At 46.3% G+C, this 14821-nt stretch carries 16 protein-coding genes; 2 read left to right on the plus strand and 14 right to left on the minus strand.

What is annotated here, in order from left to right; translation table 11 throughout:
- Positions 1-309: 309 nt before the first annotated feature.
- From QT984_RS19805 to speB, 10 genes are all read right to left on the minus strand, one after another.
- Entirely contained in the window at positions 310-762 is a 453-nt protein-coding gene (locus tag QT984_RS19805) for an NADAR family protein (protein WP_333056541.1), read from the minus strand.
- Between the two features lie 205 nt (positions 763-967).
- Positions 968-1273 (minus strand): hypothetical protein, encoded by a 306-nt coding sequence (locus tag QT984_RS19810; RefSeq protein ID WP_333209158.1) that lies wholly within the window; start codon positions 1271-1273, stop codon positions 968-970.
- 172 nt (positions 1274-1445) lie between these two features.
- Complete coding sequence (frr, locus tag QT984_RS19815; RefSeq protein ID WP_333056539.1) at positions 1446-1994, minus strand: ribosome recycling factor; 549 nt, start codon at positions 1992-1994, stop codon at positions 1446-1448.
- Complete coding sequence (gene pyrH, locus QT984_RS19820; protein ID WP_333056538.1) at positions 1981-2709, minus strand: UMP kinase; 729 nt, start codon at positions 2707-2709, stop codon at positions 1981-1983. Before pyrH ends, frr begins: the two co-directional genes overlap by 14 nt.
- A 7-nt stretch (positions 2710-2716) precedes the next feature.
- Entirely contained in the window at positions 2717-2986 is a 270-nt protein-coding gene (locus QT984_RS19825) for a hypothetical protein (RefSeq protein ID WP_333209160.1), read from the minus strand.
- A gap of 59 nt (positions 2987-3045) precedes the next feature.
- Positions 3046-3444, minus strand: coding sequence for a peptide-methionine (R)-S-oxide reductase MsrB (msrB, locus tag QT984_RS19830; RefSeq protein WP_333209004.1), 399 nt, complete (start codon positions 3442-3444; stop codon positions 3046-3048).
- A gap of 69 nt (positions 3445-3513) precedes the next feature.
- Positions 3514-5331: a molybdate ABC transporter permease subunit gene (modB, locus tag QT984_RS19835; protein ID WP_333374739.1), complete on the minus strand. Its 1818-nt coding sequence runs from the start codon at positions 5329-5331 to the stop codon at positions 3514-3516.
- Positions 5332-5752: 421 nt separating this feature from the next.
- A complete protein-coding gene (modA, locus tag QT984_RS19840) occupies positions 5753-6577 on the minus strand; it encodes a molybdate ABC transporter substrate-binding protein (protein ID WP_333056534.1) in 825 nt (274 codons plus the stop codon).
- Between the two features lie 179 nt (positions 6578-6756).
- Positions 6757-7314: a thioredoxin family protein gene (locus tag QT984_RS19845; protein WP_333056533.1), complete on the minus strand. Its 558-nt coding sequence runs from the start codon at positions 7312-7314 to the stop codon at positions 6757-6759.
- A gap of 133 nt (positions 7315-7447) precedes the next feature.
- Positions 7448-8377 carry an agmatinase gene (gene speB / locus QT984_RS19850; protein ID WP_333056532.1) on the minus strand — a complete coding sequence of 310 codons (930 nt, stop codon included), beginning with the start codon at positions 8375-8377 and terminating at the stop codon, positions 7448-7450.
- Between the two features lie 190 nt (positions 8378-8567).
- Here speB and QT984_RS19855 point away from each other — a divergent pair, with 190 nt between their 5' ends.
- On the plus strand, positions 8568-9491 hold the full coding sequence (locus tag QT984_RS19855) for an alpha/beta fold hydrolase (protein ID WP_333056531.1): 924 nt from the start codon (positions 8568-8570) through the stop codon (positions 9489-9491).
- A 42-nt stretch (positions 9492-9533) separates the two neighbouring features.
- Here QT984_RS19855 and QT984_RS19860 read toward each other — a convergent pair whose 3' ends face one another.
- From QT984_RS19860 to QT984_RS19870, 3 genes are all read right to left on the minus strand, one after another.
- Complete coding sequence (locus tag QT984_RS19860) at positions 9534-9962, minus strand: DUF202 domain-containing protein (RefSeq protein ID WP_333209163.1); 429 nt, start codon at positions 9960-9962, stop codon at positions 9534-9536.
- Positions 9963-10182: 220 nt separating this feature from the next.
- Positions 10183-11598, minus strand: a complete 1416-nt coding sequence (locus QT984_RS19865; protein WP_333209165.1) for an LCP family protein — start codon at positions 11596-11598, stop codon at positions 10183-10185.
- A 104-nt stretch (positions 11599-11702) separates the two neighbouring features.
- On the minus strand, positions 11703-12077 hold the full coding sequence (locus tag QT984_RS19870) for a hypothetical protein (RefSeq protein ID WP_333056528.1): 375 nt from the start codon (positions 12075-12077) through the stop codon (positions 11703-11705).
- A gap of 613 nt (positions 12078-12690) precedes the next feature.
- Here QT984_RS19870 and rpe point away from each other — a divergent pair.
- Complete coding sequence (rpe, locus tag QT984_RS19875) at positions 12691-13392, plus strand: ribulose-phosphate 3-epimerase (protein ID WP_006632078.1); 702 nt, start codon at positions 12691-12693, stop codon at positions 13390-13392.
- Positions 13393-13488: 96 nt separating this feature from the next.
- On the opposite strand, the gene QT984_RS19880 is transcribed toward rpe, so the two are convergent.
- Positions 13489-14271 (minus strand): DsbA family protein, encoded by a 783-nt coding sequence (locus QT984_RS19880; protein ID WP_333209168.1) that lies wholly within the window; start codon positions 14269-14271, stop codon positions 13489-13491.
- Positions 14272-14821 lie beyond the last annotated feature (550 nt).

A 14821-nucleotide genomic window follows, 5' to 3' on the forward strand; every position in this document is an offset into this window, starting at 1 on the left:
AAACTCAAATGCCTCACCCTGAGTTTTTGACTCAACCGATCTGTACAATTAATCCGTCGCGCACTTGTCAGAGACGACGGTGTATCGCCTCTGGTGGGCTGGGGTAAGTAAAATCTGCGATCGCGCCAGTTTAATCCTTGCCTTCAACAGGCAGAGCGACTTAAGCAAATAATAATTATTATTTTAATGCTCTTATAAATTTCTCGCAATCTTACACTCTCACTAGGAGAATTCTTCATTGTTAGGATAACTTGACATTTGTTGTAGAACTTCATATAATGATAATTAACGAAAGAATTTGAGTTTCTATCAGCGCCCTTGGTGCTGACTAATTTCTTGGCGCACGCTCATCAGAATTTTACCCAAATGATTTTGACCGGTTCGGTCGCAGCCACACCCCCAGTAGTAATCCGTTGGCGAATCCTCTACAATTACTCGATCCCCTGTGGCAAGAAGAATCGCTTGAATGTCTGTATGAGTGAGAAACTTAGTTAAAACTGCTTCGCGCATAATGGGAATTTTCACGGCTTCCCAATCAGCGCGAATCCGGTGGTTGGGATCGCGACCTAATTTAGCGGCTTCTTGAGGAGTTGCTACGGCTTGAATCGCCGCCACTAATCTTTGATCGGTGCTGACAAATTTTTGGGCTTGATAGTAATGTTCCACCGTCAACCAATATTGACCGTGCAGAGAAATGTCGTGTAGTGAAAAATTAGAAAAGCAGCCATAAGGCTCCTCTACTTTATAAAAATAAATTATCATTTGATTTTAGATTTTAGATTTTAGATTTTAGATTTTAAATTTTACAGGATTTACGCAAAATCCAATTATCTAGGGTGCTTAGGGGCGCACCTTACCGCTATTGGGAATGAGGAATTGAGAATAAGGAATTGGGATTTAAGAAGATTCTCTCTTTTTTCTTCCCTCAAAATCCATGCGTTAAATCCGTTGCTGAACTTCCTTCGTTCTAAAGCGGCATCAGCTTTTTAAGAGCGCAGTTAGCGATATCGGCATAACGCGGTTCGCCACACAAAATTTTGCTCATCAACTGAGTAGTCATCGGCAATTTGACGCCCGCTCTGTAAGCAGCTCCTGTAAACTGATAGAATGCTCTAGCCAAGCGACTGACCCAAATCAGATGAGTGTTCCATTCTTGGGCGATCGATTGAGTGTAAGGCTCCTTAGCGTCGTCGGCACATCCAAGAGCTCGATCGAGCGCCTCAGCAGCCTTAAATCCACTAAAAATGGCAGGACGAATTCCTTCACCGGACAACTGGTAATGGGTGATTGGTCAATGGGGCAGGAGGAATGGGTAAGTTAATGAGTGTGAAATCTTGAGTTTTTAACTCACAACTCACAAATGATTAAGCGTCTGCTCGTTGTTCGCGGCCGGCTCTGAACAATCTCAAAACTCTTCCTATTCCCCATGCCCAATTTCCCATTCCCTAAACAGTCGTGATATCTTTCTCTTTGGCTGCCAGAACTTCTTCTATTTTGGCAACGTACTTGTCCGTCAGCTTTTGAATTTTATCTTGCAAGTCGCGGGATTCATCTTTAGAGATATCGCTGCTTTTTTCCTGCTTGCGAATCGAGTCAACGGCATCGCGGCGGATATTGCGAATTGCAACTTTACCTTCTTCAGCAAACTTACTGGCCATTTTGACAAATTCTTGGCGTCTGTCGCTTGTCAGCGGCGGAATGTTCAAGCGAATAACTGAACCGTCGTTGTTGGGAACGAGTCCTACATCGGACAGGGAAATTGCTTTTTCGATCGAGGTCAGCGCTGTACGATCGAACGGTTGAATGGTGATCGTAGTCGCATCCGGGGTGCCGATATTGGCAAGGGATTTGATCGGAGTTGGAGAGCCGTAGTAGTCTACCATGACTCGATCGAGGAGGGAGGCGTTGGCCCGTCCCGTCCGAATAGTATTAAAAGACCGTTGAGTAGCCTCAACTGCCTTTTGCATATGATCTTCTGCTTCAGCTAACTTCACAAAAACCTCCGACAAGAGTTCCAATAGATTCTCCCATTACAGCTCGGTAGATGTTGCCCGACACCGAGAGGTCAAATACCATAATAGGAATATTATTTTCTTTGCAAAGGGCGATCGCCGTACTGTCCATCACCCGCAAATCTTGATTCAAGACGTGGGCATAGGTGAGGGTTTGATACCTGCGCGCGTTGGGGTTGACGTGGGGGTCAGAATCGTACACCCCATCTACCTTAGTAGCTTTAAAAATCACCTCTGCATCAATTTCAGCCGCCCGCAAAGCGGCTGTAGTATCAGTAGTAAAAAAAGGGTTGCCAGAACCGGCACCAAAAATCACTACTCGTTTTTTTTCTAGGTGGCGAATTGCCCGCCGCCGGATGTAGGGTTCAGCTACTTCTTGCATGGCGATCGCCGATTGCACCCGCGTTGGCACTCCTGCTTGTTCCAGGGCATCCTGCAAAGTGATAGCATTCATCACCGTAGCAATCATACCCACATAATCAGCCGTTGCCCGATCCATCCCTGCCGAAGCAGCTTTCACCCCGCGAAAAATGTTGCCGCCACCGACAACAATCGCGATTTGAATGCCTTGGGACACGACTTTGGCCACTTCCTGGGCGATCGACTGAACCACTATCGGATCGATCCCGTAGCCCAAGCTGCCCATCAGCGCTTCACCGCTGAGCTTCAGCAAAACTCGCTGATATACCATCCCCATGCCGCCACTATTTTTTTACTCTTTTTGCCTCCACCATAAGATAGCAGTATGGGTGCATTTTGAACATCAATTGCCCGGAACAGGCATCCTGCTTGTGCTGCCAGAGAATTTGTTTGTGGCTTCGGCTGCGCCGGTGAACAGGCAAGATGCCTGTTCCACAATCGGATTGATTTTTTCTCAGTGAATGCGCCGGTGAACAGGCAAGATGCCTGTTCCACAACCGGATTGATTTTTTCTCAGTGAATGCGCCGGTGAACAGGCAAGATGCCTGTTCCACAACCGGATTGATTTTTTGTGGGGAGTAGGGGTTGGGCTTCTAGCTAGCCCCTAAAAGAATCAATCCTTGGGAACGAAATTAAGAGCAGCAGAATTCATGCAGTAACGCTGACCGGTAGGTTTGGGCCCGTCGTTAAATACGTGACCGAGATGAGCGTCGCAAACAGCGCACAGTACCTCTGTTCGGCGCATGAACAAGGTGTTATCGGACTCGCACTTGACATTTTCTTCGCTAACTGGAGCGTAGAAACTCGGCCAACCGGTACCGGAATCGTACTTGGTTTCTGATTTAAATAGCTCAGTGCCGCAGCAAATACACTTATAAATTCCGGTTTTTTTGTTGTCGTGATATTCGCCGCTAAAAGCTCTTTCCGTTCCTTTTTTGCGGGTGACTTTAAATTGTTCTGGCGTGAGTTGTTGTTGCCATTCTGCGTCGGTTTTTTGAACTTTCTGAGTCATGATTTGATGTTTTGTTAAGAGGGATTTAGCTGTTGAGTGTTGACTGTTAACGGTATATTGCTAGTTAACTCAGCCTTCCATTAATATTAACCTAATTGGCTCCAAATGAACATACCAGGGAAAAGGATTGTCCTTAATAGTCCTCCACTTTTCCTTGAAAACTTCGGCTTGCAAGTGATAATCTTGGGAATCATTGGGAGGCGAGTGCAATTTGAGATATAATGTCACCCGGTGCGGAGTTTCCACAGTTGAGGCGATCCAACAAGCAAAAGTATTTTCACGATCGCACCCGCTAACAAAAATCAGTTGATGAGCCCGAATTCCCACAGAAACTAGAGATTTGGGAATTGGTTCGACTACAGTCAGAGTACAGCCCCAGTCGATCGCCTCCACGAGAGTTACGGAGATCGGTTTAGCTGCTGAGAAATTCTTGCAGCCCGTCAACTGGGCGACGGTGAAGTTGCGGGGGCGATCGAAAATGTTCTGTTTTGTATCAAAGGCGATCGGCTTTCCCTCAGCCAACACCAACAGATTTTTGCACACCCGGTAAACTTCCTCTAAATTGTGACCCACAAACAAAGTAATTCCCCGATAATTAGCCAGAGTCAGCATTAACTCCCGTTCCAGTTGACTCCGCAAGTGAGTATCCAAAGCAGAAAACGGTTCGTCTAACAGTAGCAATTCTGGAGAAGGGGCGATCGCCCTAGCCAAAGCCACCCGCTGCTGTTGGCCCCCCGAAAGTTCGTGCGGGTAGCGATTTTCCATTCCCGACATTTGCACCGAAATTAGTTGTTCTTTTACCCGAAGTTCTTGCTCGCTTTCAGATAAATGCTGCAAACCAAACGCAATATTTTGAGCAACAGTCAGGTGAGGAAATAAAGCATAGTTTTGAAACAAAAAACCGATGCGGCGGTCTTTAGAAGCTACATTAATGCCCTGTGCGGAGTCAAATAAAACCCTGCCATTGACTGCAATTTTACCGCTCATTGGAGTTTCCAAACCAGCGATGCAGCGCAGAGTCATGCTTTTTCCCGAACCCGACGCGCCCAAAATTCCCAGCACTTCCGGGCCGATATCGAAGCCGACATCCAAGGCAAAGCTGGAGAGAGGTTTAAAAATGTTTAAAAAAAGTCCGTTTTTAGGTTGTTGTTGGGATTTTGTGGTAAAAACAGACGCGAATTTAGGAATATTTGATTGCAATCTATAACTCGAATTCGGTTTGGGCGATATCTTTTGTAAATCAGTCCAAAAGTTAACAGCAGTTAGCACGCTCAAAGAAATACTCAGAATAATCAAAACCCAAATAGCAGCTTGCCTCATATCCCCAGCTTCCACAGCAAAATAAATTGCCATCGGGATAGTTTGAGTTTGTCCGGGAATATTCCCCGCTAACATCAACGTCGCGCCGAATTCACCCAAAGCGCGGGCAAATGCGAGAATAGTTCCTGCTAAAATTCCCGGCCATGCTAGCGGCAACATAATCCGCCAAAAAACTTGCCACTCCGATGCTCCCAAAGTGCGGGCTGCATTGAGAAGATTGGCATCAATTTGCTCAAAAGCTCCCAAAGCAGTTTTGTACATGAGGGGAAATGATACAACTGTGGCAGTAATGGCGGCCGCTTGCCAAGTGAAAATTATAGTTAAGTCGAATTGTAGCAAAAATTGCCCGATCGCCCCATTTCTCCCAAACAGCAGCAGCAGCAAAAATCCCACTACTGTCGGCGGCAAAACTAAGGGAGAAATGAAAATCCCTTCAATTAAAGCTTTACCTCTGATGCGAGTTGAAAGCATCCACCGGGCGGCGGCTATTCCCAGGAAAAAGGTAATAAATGTCGCAATAGCGGAGGATTTTAGAGATATCCAGAAGGGAGAAATATCAAATTCCATAAATCCTAGGGACGGGTTTCACCAACAATAATTGCCTCAAACACATAATTTACTAAACCCGCTTCCACCCAAAGATAAATCAAAATGTATAATTTGGGGATTCGCTCCTAGGGGCGGGTTTTACCAACAATCTTCGGCTAATACAAATAATCCCGTAAACCCGCCCCCACTTGGGCGGCAAATCGAAATGTACCTCTTTGAATACACAAGGTTATCTGTTGTGTGAGGGCGGGTTTATATAGATTGTTGGCGGGAATTAGATATTGTTGGTGAACCCGCCCCTACAAAATTTGGTTGTATCTCACATCTTGCACCATTCTCAAGAACAGGCTTTCCGGCCTGTTCCACAAAGAGTGAATTTTCTTGTGGAACAGGCCGGAAAGCCTGTTGCTAAACAAGTAATTGAGAATAGTGCAACATCTCAGTTGTATGAGACTAATTGGCGAGCCATCCCAAATCCGTATTTCTGAAATACTATTTTAGCCCGATCGCCCCCCAAAAAGTCAACAAACCTTTTCGCAGCAGCCGGATTGCGGCTGTTTCTGATAACTGCCAGCGGATAAACAATGGGCGAATGCAAATTTTCGGCAGCCGTTAGCAGCACAGTTACTTTGTCGGAGGCTGTGGCGTCAGTCGCATAAACTATACCAGCATCAACGTTACCGCTTTCGACGAATGTCAGCACTTGGCGGACGTTATTTCCTAGCACTAATTTTGGCTGTATTTGCCCCCACAATCCAAGTTTATTTAACATTTCCTGAGCGTATTGTCCGACAGGTACGCTCTTGGCTTCGCCGATCGCAATTTTCTTGATTCTGGCATCTGTCAACTGTTTGAAATCGCTCAAAGCAACACCGTTTTTGGGAGTAATCAAAACCAGGCGATTTGTCAGCAAATTGCGGCGCGTGTCGTTAATTAGCAGGTTAGATTGCTGCAAAGCATCCATTGGGTTGGTGGCGGCGCTGAAAAATACATCTATCGGTGCTCCCTGCTGAATTTGCTGTTCTAGAGCACCGGAAGCACCAAAATTATAAGTAATAGTAAAATTCGGATTACTGCTTTGATAAACAGTTTTGATTTCCCCTAAAGCTTTCGAGAGACTGATAGCAGCGGATACGTTTAAGGAGGTGCGCTGCAACGTATCGACTGAGGAAAAGTTCTTAAATAAGTTCCAACTAATCAGCAGTGCTAGCAGGAAGGCGACTGCGAAAATTAAGTTGGGAATACGTCTACTTTTTAAGTTCACAGACAATTGTTTTGAATCTTTTTACTCCTTACCAGGCTCTGCCTAGTAAAGCAGATTCGGAGGCTGTATCTCCAATTTTCATCCAGTCTTTGACGAGGCAGAGCCTCTGGAGATAGGTTCCCAGGCACAGCCAGGGAACCAGTTAATAATTAGTGCGGGAACGTTAATTTTAAATCTGCCTACGATCGCCATTTGACGGAACAGCCTATTGCCTCTGTAGTTGAAGGCTCAACGGGTTGACTGTTGAGCAATTGGTCGATCGCACTCCGCAGATAAGAAACCTGCACCGCCGCCGGATCGTCAGCGTTGTCGTCAATTAAACCTTTATAGCGCAGTTTGCCGTCTTGGTCTAACAAAAAAACCTCCGGGGTTTTAGAAGCCCCAAAACTTTCAGCCACATCTTGAGCAACATCTCGGATATACGGGAAGTTGAGTTGATTGTTGGTGGCAAAAATTTTCATATTCTCAAAACTGTCGTCGGGATACTGGTTTGCATCATTAGCATTAATCCCGATTAAAGTAACATCTCGATCTTGAAAATCTGCTTGAAGTTCTTTCATGCGATTGAGATACAACTGCACGTAAGGGCAATGATTGCACATAAATATCACCGCGATCGCCCGAAATTTTTCTAAATATCGAGCTAAATGGTGAACTTCGTCGTCAACTCCCGGCAGTTCAAAATCGGGAGCGTAGCCGTTAATGGGAGTACCCGTTGTATCCATTAGTAAACTCATGTTTTCAGGAGGTGAAGAGGAGTATTTGCCAGCATGAAAGATGAAACTGTCAGCACGAATAAAATTGGCTGTTGTTTGGCTTTAGCTTAATTCTAGCCTTGCCAACAGCCTATTGTGATTCGTGCTTCGCGATTTATTCCTCGTCTGGCTTTAGCCAACCTTGAGCCAGAGCTTGGTATCCAATAAGTTTGTATGCTAATTTGGCGGCGGTAAATTCTGAGACGACAGAATCTACAATAGGTGCTAATTCCATAATGTCACACCCGATTACTTCGTAGGACTCGAAGACGCGGCGCAAAAATGCGGTGAGGGAATACCAATTTAACCCGCCCGGTTCGGGTGTTCCCACCCCTGGAATTAAAGTCGGATCGATGCCGTCTAAGTCGATCGTCAAAAATACTCGCTTAGTTGTTATGCTGGCAATTGCGCGATCGGCCCAATCCGGTTGAGTAGCAATTTCTCTGGCTCGAATCACGTTTAGCTGTTTGGCTTTAATCAAGTCGGCTTCTTCCTTGCAGATAGCGCGAATCCCGATTTGCAGTGTCGGTAAGCCCATATCGACAACACGTCGCATCACGCAGGCGTGGTTGTGAATCGAGCCTTCGTATTCGTGTCGCAAGTCGCCGTGGGCGTCAATTTGCACGACTGTGAAAGGTTCATCCGGGTATGCTTGGCGATAACCTTCGACAACGCCGGCAGTGATGCTGTGTTCGCCTCCGAGGGAGATGACAAATTTATTTTCGGTAACTAGCTGGTAGACTGCTGCTTGGGTTACTTGCAGCATTTCTGAGGATGAAACTGGTTGTCTGTTGCGGGTATCGGCGATCGGCTCTTTTGTATAAATTCCGACATCGTAGCAAACTTCGGCATCCAATTCTTCGTCGTAGCACTCGAGTTGATGAGAAGCTTCTAGAAGTTTGGCGGGCCCGTTTTCGCACCCCCGGCGGTAAGTGGTGGTAGCTTCGTAGGGAATTGGTAAGATTACTACTTTGGCGGTGTCGTAGTCGGGTACAATTTCAGACCCCAGAAATGGTACGACTGCTGTGGAAACGATCGTTGGCATAAGGGAAATTTTAATACAGCAAAGAAGTCAGCAGGTTTAATCGTGACATACTATCGGCTCTAACTGCAAAGTAGTCATTAGTCATTAGTCATTAGTCATTAGTCATTAGTCAGCAGTCAGCAGCTAACAATGCCCCATGCCCTATGCCCCATGCCCAATCTAAAATCTAAAATCTAAAATCTAAAATCGCATGACATCTTCTACTCCCGCTTCGTCAACACTTATTTCGCCTCAAACTTGGCTGTGGAAAGGCTTTCCGATTTGCTACCAGGCTGCGGGTTCCCAGGGGCCTGCGGTGGTGTTTGTCCACGGTTTTGGTGCGTCTTGGGGCCACTGGCGCAAGAATTTGCCGGCGCTGGCTGCTGATTGCCGCTGTTATGCGATCGACCTCATCGGTTTTGGCGGTTCTGCTAAACCCGCGCCCAAGCTTGAGATTGACTATACTTTTGAAACTTGGGGTCAGCTAATTGCTGATTTTTGTCGGGAAGTTGCGGGCGGGCCGGCTTTTTTGGTGGGAAATTCGATCGGCTGTGTGGCAATTATGCAAGCGGCTGTTGATTTTCCCGATATTGCTTCTGGCGTAATTTTACTCAATTGTTCCCTACGCTTGCTGCACGATCGCAAACGCGCCGAAATGCCTTGGTATCGCAGTTTTGGAGCGCCAATTGCACAAAAAGTTTTAAATGTCAAGTGGATAAGTCAATTATTTTTTAAACAATTAGCAACGCCAAAAACAGTAAAAAAAGTGCTTTTGCAAGCTTATCACCGTCCTGAAGCTGTCAGCGACGAACTGGTAAATATGCTGCTGGAACCTGCTAAAGACAGCGGCGCAGTTGAAGTATTTGTGGCCTTTATCAGTTATTCTCAAGGCCCGCTACCGGAGGATTTGTTGCCGCGTTTGAGCTGTCCGGCTTTGATTTTGTGGGGTACGGATGACCCTTGGGAGCCGATCGCCTTGGGGCGAGAATTGGCAAAGTTTCCGGCTGTTGAAAAGTTTATTCCTTTGGAGGGAGTGGGCCATTGTCCCCAGGATGAAGCGCCGGAATTGGTCAATCCTATTTTACTCGATTGGATTAAAGAGCGATCGAGATTTGCCGACAATCCTCCCCTTTAATCAACAAAGGAAGAGGCACTTTAGCTAAGCGATCGGGTTAACTTAGAATTGAGAGTTTTTAGGAGTTGAAGTGGGAGCTATATTTGCGCGATCGCGCCATAGCACCAACGGAATGCTTAACGTTCCTAAAATCATTACAACTCCAGTTAGAATCCAAACTAGCACACGATTTGGGCGATAATCACCTCGCTCAATTTGCCAGAATACTCGATTATAACGCCATGCTGCTAAGGCAATGACCGCAATCCCAAAAACGACCAGACTCAGCCCTAAAGTTTCGGAGTTGAAGAAGGGAGGGGAGGAAACTTCTTGCTGAGTCACTGTAGCTTGAAATTGACGGAGAAATAAACTGAACCGACTGATTGCAAACCCAAAACCAACTAAAGCCAGTGAAGTTCGTAACCATGCCAGAAAGGTGCGTTCATTTGCCTGATGTTCTCGCTGTCGGTCTATTTTATCACCCTTGTTCATCAACCCTACCTTGATAAAATATCTTAAGCTTTCCCTCGTTGATTATTGTTTCACTTGTGACTGCGGAGGGAAGTATCGGTATTGCGATCGTGATTCATCATCACCCAAAAATATACTATCAGTAAATAGACAAAAAAGCGATCGCCTCCATCTCTACCAACAGAAAATAAGAGGACACAGCAATGCTGTGTCCCTACAAATACCCCAGTTAAAATCCAGTTTAAAAAGACTTAGGCACACTGCCGGACTGAGCCTTTTTCTCCAACCAATCCTGACCCAATCTGATTGTGACATCCGAATTCAAAGAACCGGTACTCTCAACCAACACATCTCCAAAACCCAAAAACTGGCGAATCGCTTGAGCACCTTTAATATCGCCCTGTTGAGCTACTAGAGTAGTTACCTCCAGCGGTTCGGGCCAAGCTTTATAAACCTGAACATTCCGATAACCGGCTTGAGTCAAATTATTGACAAAATCTTCAACAGCCGATGGATCTCCGGTACTATCTTGAATCGCCACCTTCAGAAAAGTCGAATCAGCATTCTCAATTGTCCAAGTATTTTGGCCGAAGTCAAAATGTTCCGCCACCATAGTTTCGATGGCATATTGGTCGGGCAACCAAAAACTTGCTTTGTAGTCCTTAGAATCGCTAAATTTGCCGGGAACCATCAACATCTGCACGCCAGCGCGATCGGTTTGAGTAGCAAAACCAGCCAAAGCTACCAATTCTTCTATACTCAAATTCGTGTCAAGGTGAGACTGAATCACCGATAAAATCTTCGGTAGTCGAGACAGCAAACCTACATTTACTTCCTGTTCCACAAAAGCCCGCATCAACAATTGTTGGCGCTGCACCCGCCCGATGTCGCCCAAATCGTCGTGCCGATAAAGCAAATATTGCACGATTTGTTCGCCGTTGAGTTTCTGCTTGCCAGCCTTTAAATCTATATATAAATGCTGACTGTGATCGGTATATTTCATGTCTTTAGGGACATTAATAGTAATGCCACCCAGGGCATCGACCAAACTTTTTATGCCATGAATATTAACTGTGACGTAGCGGTCAATTCCCACACCGCCCAGGAGTCCGCTGACTGCCTTCGCTGACGAAGCCGGGCCACCGTGGTAATTAGCTTCGTTGATTTTCACCTCGCCCCTGCCTTCAACATAGGTGCGGGTGTCTCGCGGAATGGAAAGCACGCTTAACTTTTTATTTTGAGGGTCAAACCTCACCAACAGCATGGTATCGGTTAAGCCCTTAAATGAGTTTTCCCAAACCTCGTGTCCGACATCTTTGTTGACACTTCCTTCGATGTCAGAGGTCAGAACTTTAAGCCCTAAAACTAAAATATTAACTGGCCGAGTCAGCTCCGGCATCTTCATGTTGAGCTTTGCCATGTCGCCTTGAGAAAATACGGCTGCTTCTTCAGGGCTCAACTTTTGTTGCTGAAGCGGCGTTGTAGAAAGGGAGACGGCTAGCAACGCTCCGGCTGTGGCTGAGAGCATGGCTACTCCAGCCAAACCAAAACCAAAACCCAGCCAACGGCCTCGATGGGGCTGGTTCGATTTTTTGGTTGCAGGTTGAGCAGTTGATTGTTGGATAGGGTCTTGATTAGGAATTTTTTGAGCTGGCACTGGCTTCCTCACACACAACAAAAATAAAAAAGATAATGGCAATATGTAGTATCAAGCTGAAGACGCACTCAATCAATAGGGTAGGGGCTTAAAAAAACCCTAAATTATGATAAATGTTTGCCTACTACTTGCTCGGCTAAGCGACTAATTCCAGGCAACCATAGCGGTTGACGCTTCCAGAGGCGAACCATCAGTCCCAGAGCAACGATGAAATAGCTGGTTGTTAGCAGGCTACTCATTAATAACATGGGAAGTGTCTGAGATTCCGCAGAAATCGCTCCAGCTTCTAAAAGAATATGTCCTAAGAGCCAACTAAAAGCAAGGGCAATTGCCAAGCGGCTGATGGCTTTGCGTTCGGGACTACCCTGACGGCGGTAAAGAGTCCACAGGGCTGGGAAAAAGCCGATGACTGGGATCATTAATACAAACAGACTGGCACGATCGAGTTCAGGATTTTCTAAGGGATCTGTATTTTTCATAAAAAAACTCGGTAAGTGGGAAACTCAGCGACTTCAGTCCTGAGAGGAAAACGACTCGGCGATTTCAATCGCCTTGAATCTTTCCCCTGTCGGGTTGGAGGGGTATGGTTGCCCCTCCGATGAGGTATGGTTGCCTCAGTCTCCCTTGCGGGGTAATGTTCGTGCAGACCTGGTTATAAAGGCTTGTTAGACCTGCGACACTGTTTCAGTGACTTTAAAACTGTTTAATCGCAGGTGACAGAGCGGAAAACTGGCGTCGCATTCGCCGGTGTCGTGACCTAAATAACGTCTCCTCTTGCGAGGGGTCTGGTCAGCATAGCTTGCTCGATTTCTCCTACAAGCTCAGTGGCTTTAGCCCTGAGTTACTGACAATTCGGTACTCAAAATTTGCAGAAGGTGAGATTTTGCACACAAGTTATTTGTTAGAGGGAAAATTTATATCCTAAACCAAAATTCCGAGAGCAGGGCTGGGGATATCGCCAAAATTGTCTGTCACAGGCCAAATTTTTCTGCCCTCCCAATCTCGCGACCGATCGTTGGCAACTTTTCGACCCGGAGACCCGTATTTTGATAAACTGGATACAGCACAGCAGTCAGGAGAACAGACTTAGCCATGACCCAATCCCAAAAACCCATCGTTATTGCTCCATCCATATTATCAGCCGATTTTAGCCGTCTTGGAGAAGAGATTCAGGCTGTCGATCGAGCTGGGGCTGACTGGATTCACGTAGATGTGATGGACGGTCGCTTTGTTCCTAATATTACTATCGGGCCGCTGATTGTTGAGGCAATTCGCCCTGTTACTACCAAGGTAATCGATGTCCACTTGATGATTGTGGAGCCGGAGAAGTACGTCGAGGACTTCGCTAAGGCTGGTGCTGACATTATTTCGGTTCACGCGGAACACAATGCTTCGCCTCACTTGCACCGCACCCTCGGCCAAATTCGGGAATTGGGGAAAATGGCTGGTGTGGTTCTGAATCCTTCGACGCCTTTGGAGTTGATCGAGTACGTGCTGGAACTTTGCGATTTGGTGCTGATTATGAGCGTCAATCCGGGCTTCGGCGGTCAAAGTTTTATCCCGGCTGTTTTGCCGAAAATTCGCCAGTTGCGTAAAATGTGCGACGACAAGGGCCTCGATCCTTGGATTGAGGTAGATGGCGGTTTGAAGGGGAACAATACTTGGCAGGTTCTGGAAGCGGGCGCAAATGCGATCGTTGCTGGTTCTGCTGTGTTTAAGGCGAATGATTACGCAGCGGCGATCGAGGGTATCCGCCACAGCAAGCGCCCGACTCCTGAGTTGGCTGCGGTTTAATCAAAGATTTTTCGAGTTTTTCGGGTTTTTCTCGTTCCCAGCCTGCTTTGGCTGGGAACGCATTTTTATACTCGGTTTCCAAGAGTCAGGAATTACTTATTTCGAGACAGAGGCGAGAATGCTTTCCATCTCAGAAAGCTCGACCGCCCCGGAGAAAGTTTCGCCGTTCATAATAAAAAACGGAGTGCCTTCAATGCCTAGTTGTTGAGCAAGTTGCACGTCTTTGGCAATGGCGGCTTCTGCAGCGGGGCTGTTGCGATCGGTGTTGAATTTATCTAATTTTAGATTGAGCTTTTGGGCGATCGATGGGTACAATGGATCGCCTAAATCTTTCTGCCCTTCAAACAAAGCGCTGTAATATTCCCAGAATTTGCCCTGCTGCCCCGCCGCCCAAGCTGCTTTAGCTGCCGGTAGCGCTTGAGGGTGAATAGAAGTTAAGGGAAAATGCTTGTAAGCTAAAGTAACTTTGTCCTGGTGTTTTGCCATAAACTGCTTGACAGTATCGTGAGCGCGCGCGCAAAACGGACATTGAAAGTCAGAGAATTCTAAAAGTACAATTTGCTGGGAAGGTGAGCCCGTAGTGGGAGAATCCCCGATCGCCGATTTGGGATTAGTTTTCATCTCCTGCAAAAATGATTCCTGCGCTGCTTTGAGAGACTGCTGCTGCTGTTGCTGGTACGCTTGTACAGACTCTAAAATTACTTGCGGGTTTTCGCGGATCACCTGCAAGACTTGCTCTTTGAACTTGGGATCGACTGAATTGCCAGCCGTTGACTGTGCGGGGGAACAACCGATAAATACCAGGCAACCTGCGAGGATTGCAGCCAAGCAGAAGGCTTGCTGGCTGCGGAGTTTTCGCCAAATAGTGGATATGTTCATCTTTTTTTTCTGATTCACGACAACACTTAATCCTACATTTAATTTTGCGGAGTGTCAGGTATACCGCTGTTGACTGCGGTGCAGTTATTTTTAGCTTTAAGCAATAATTAGTAATTCGTAATCAGTAATTGGCAAGTTTTTTTACTTACCGGAACCGCTAGGAACCCCATAATTAAGATTTAAACAATCGGGATTTAGTATTATAATCTTATGTTTCCTCGAACGACCGCCATCAAAGATGTTTGTACTGAGGACTAAATTTTGAGTGAGTTTTATGATGACTAAAATCCTCCATAAAAACGCGATCGCGGTTATTTTACTACCGGACTAGATATAACATCTAGTCCGATCGATTGACCCTAATATCCCGGCCGGGCGGGTTTTTGAGATTGTCAATTATTGGCAGATATGGTTCGTGAACCCGCCCCTACCTGATTTCGGGTAAAGCGAAGCGGAGGGAATTGACCGGACGAGATATAAAATATAAAAGGACGATCGCCCAGGCGATCGTCCTTTTATTTGCGGCAGGTATTATCAGTTTTTAGGCTTG

The sequence above is a fragment of the Microcoleus sp. Z1_B2 genome, assembly GCF_036700325.1.
GTDB lineage: Bacteria > Cyanobacteriota > Cyanobacteriia > Cyanobacteriales > Microcoleaceae > Microcoleus.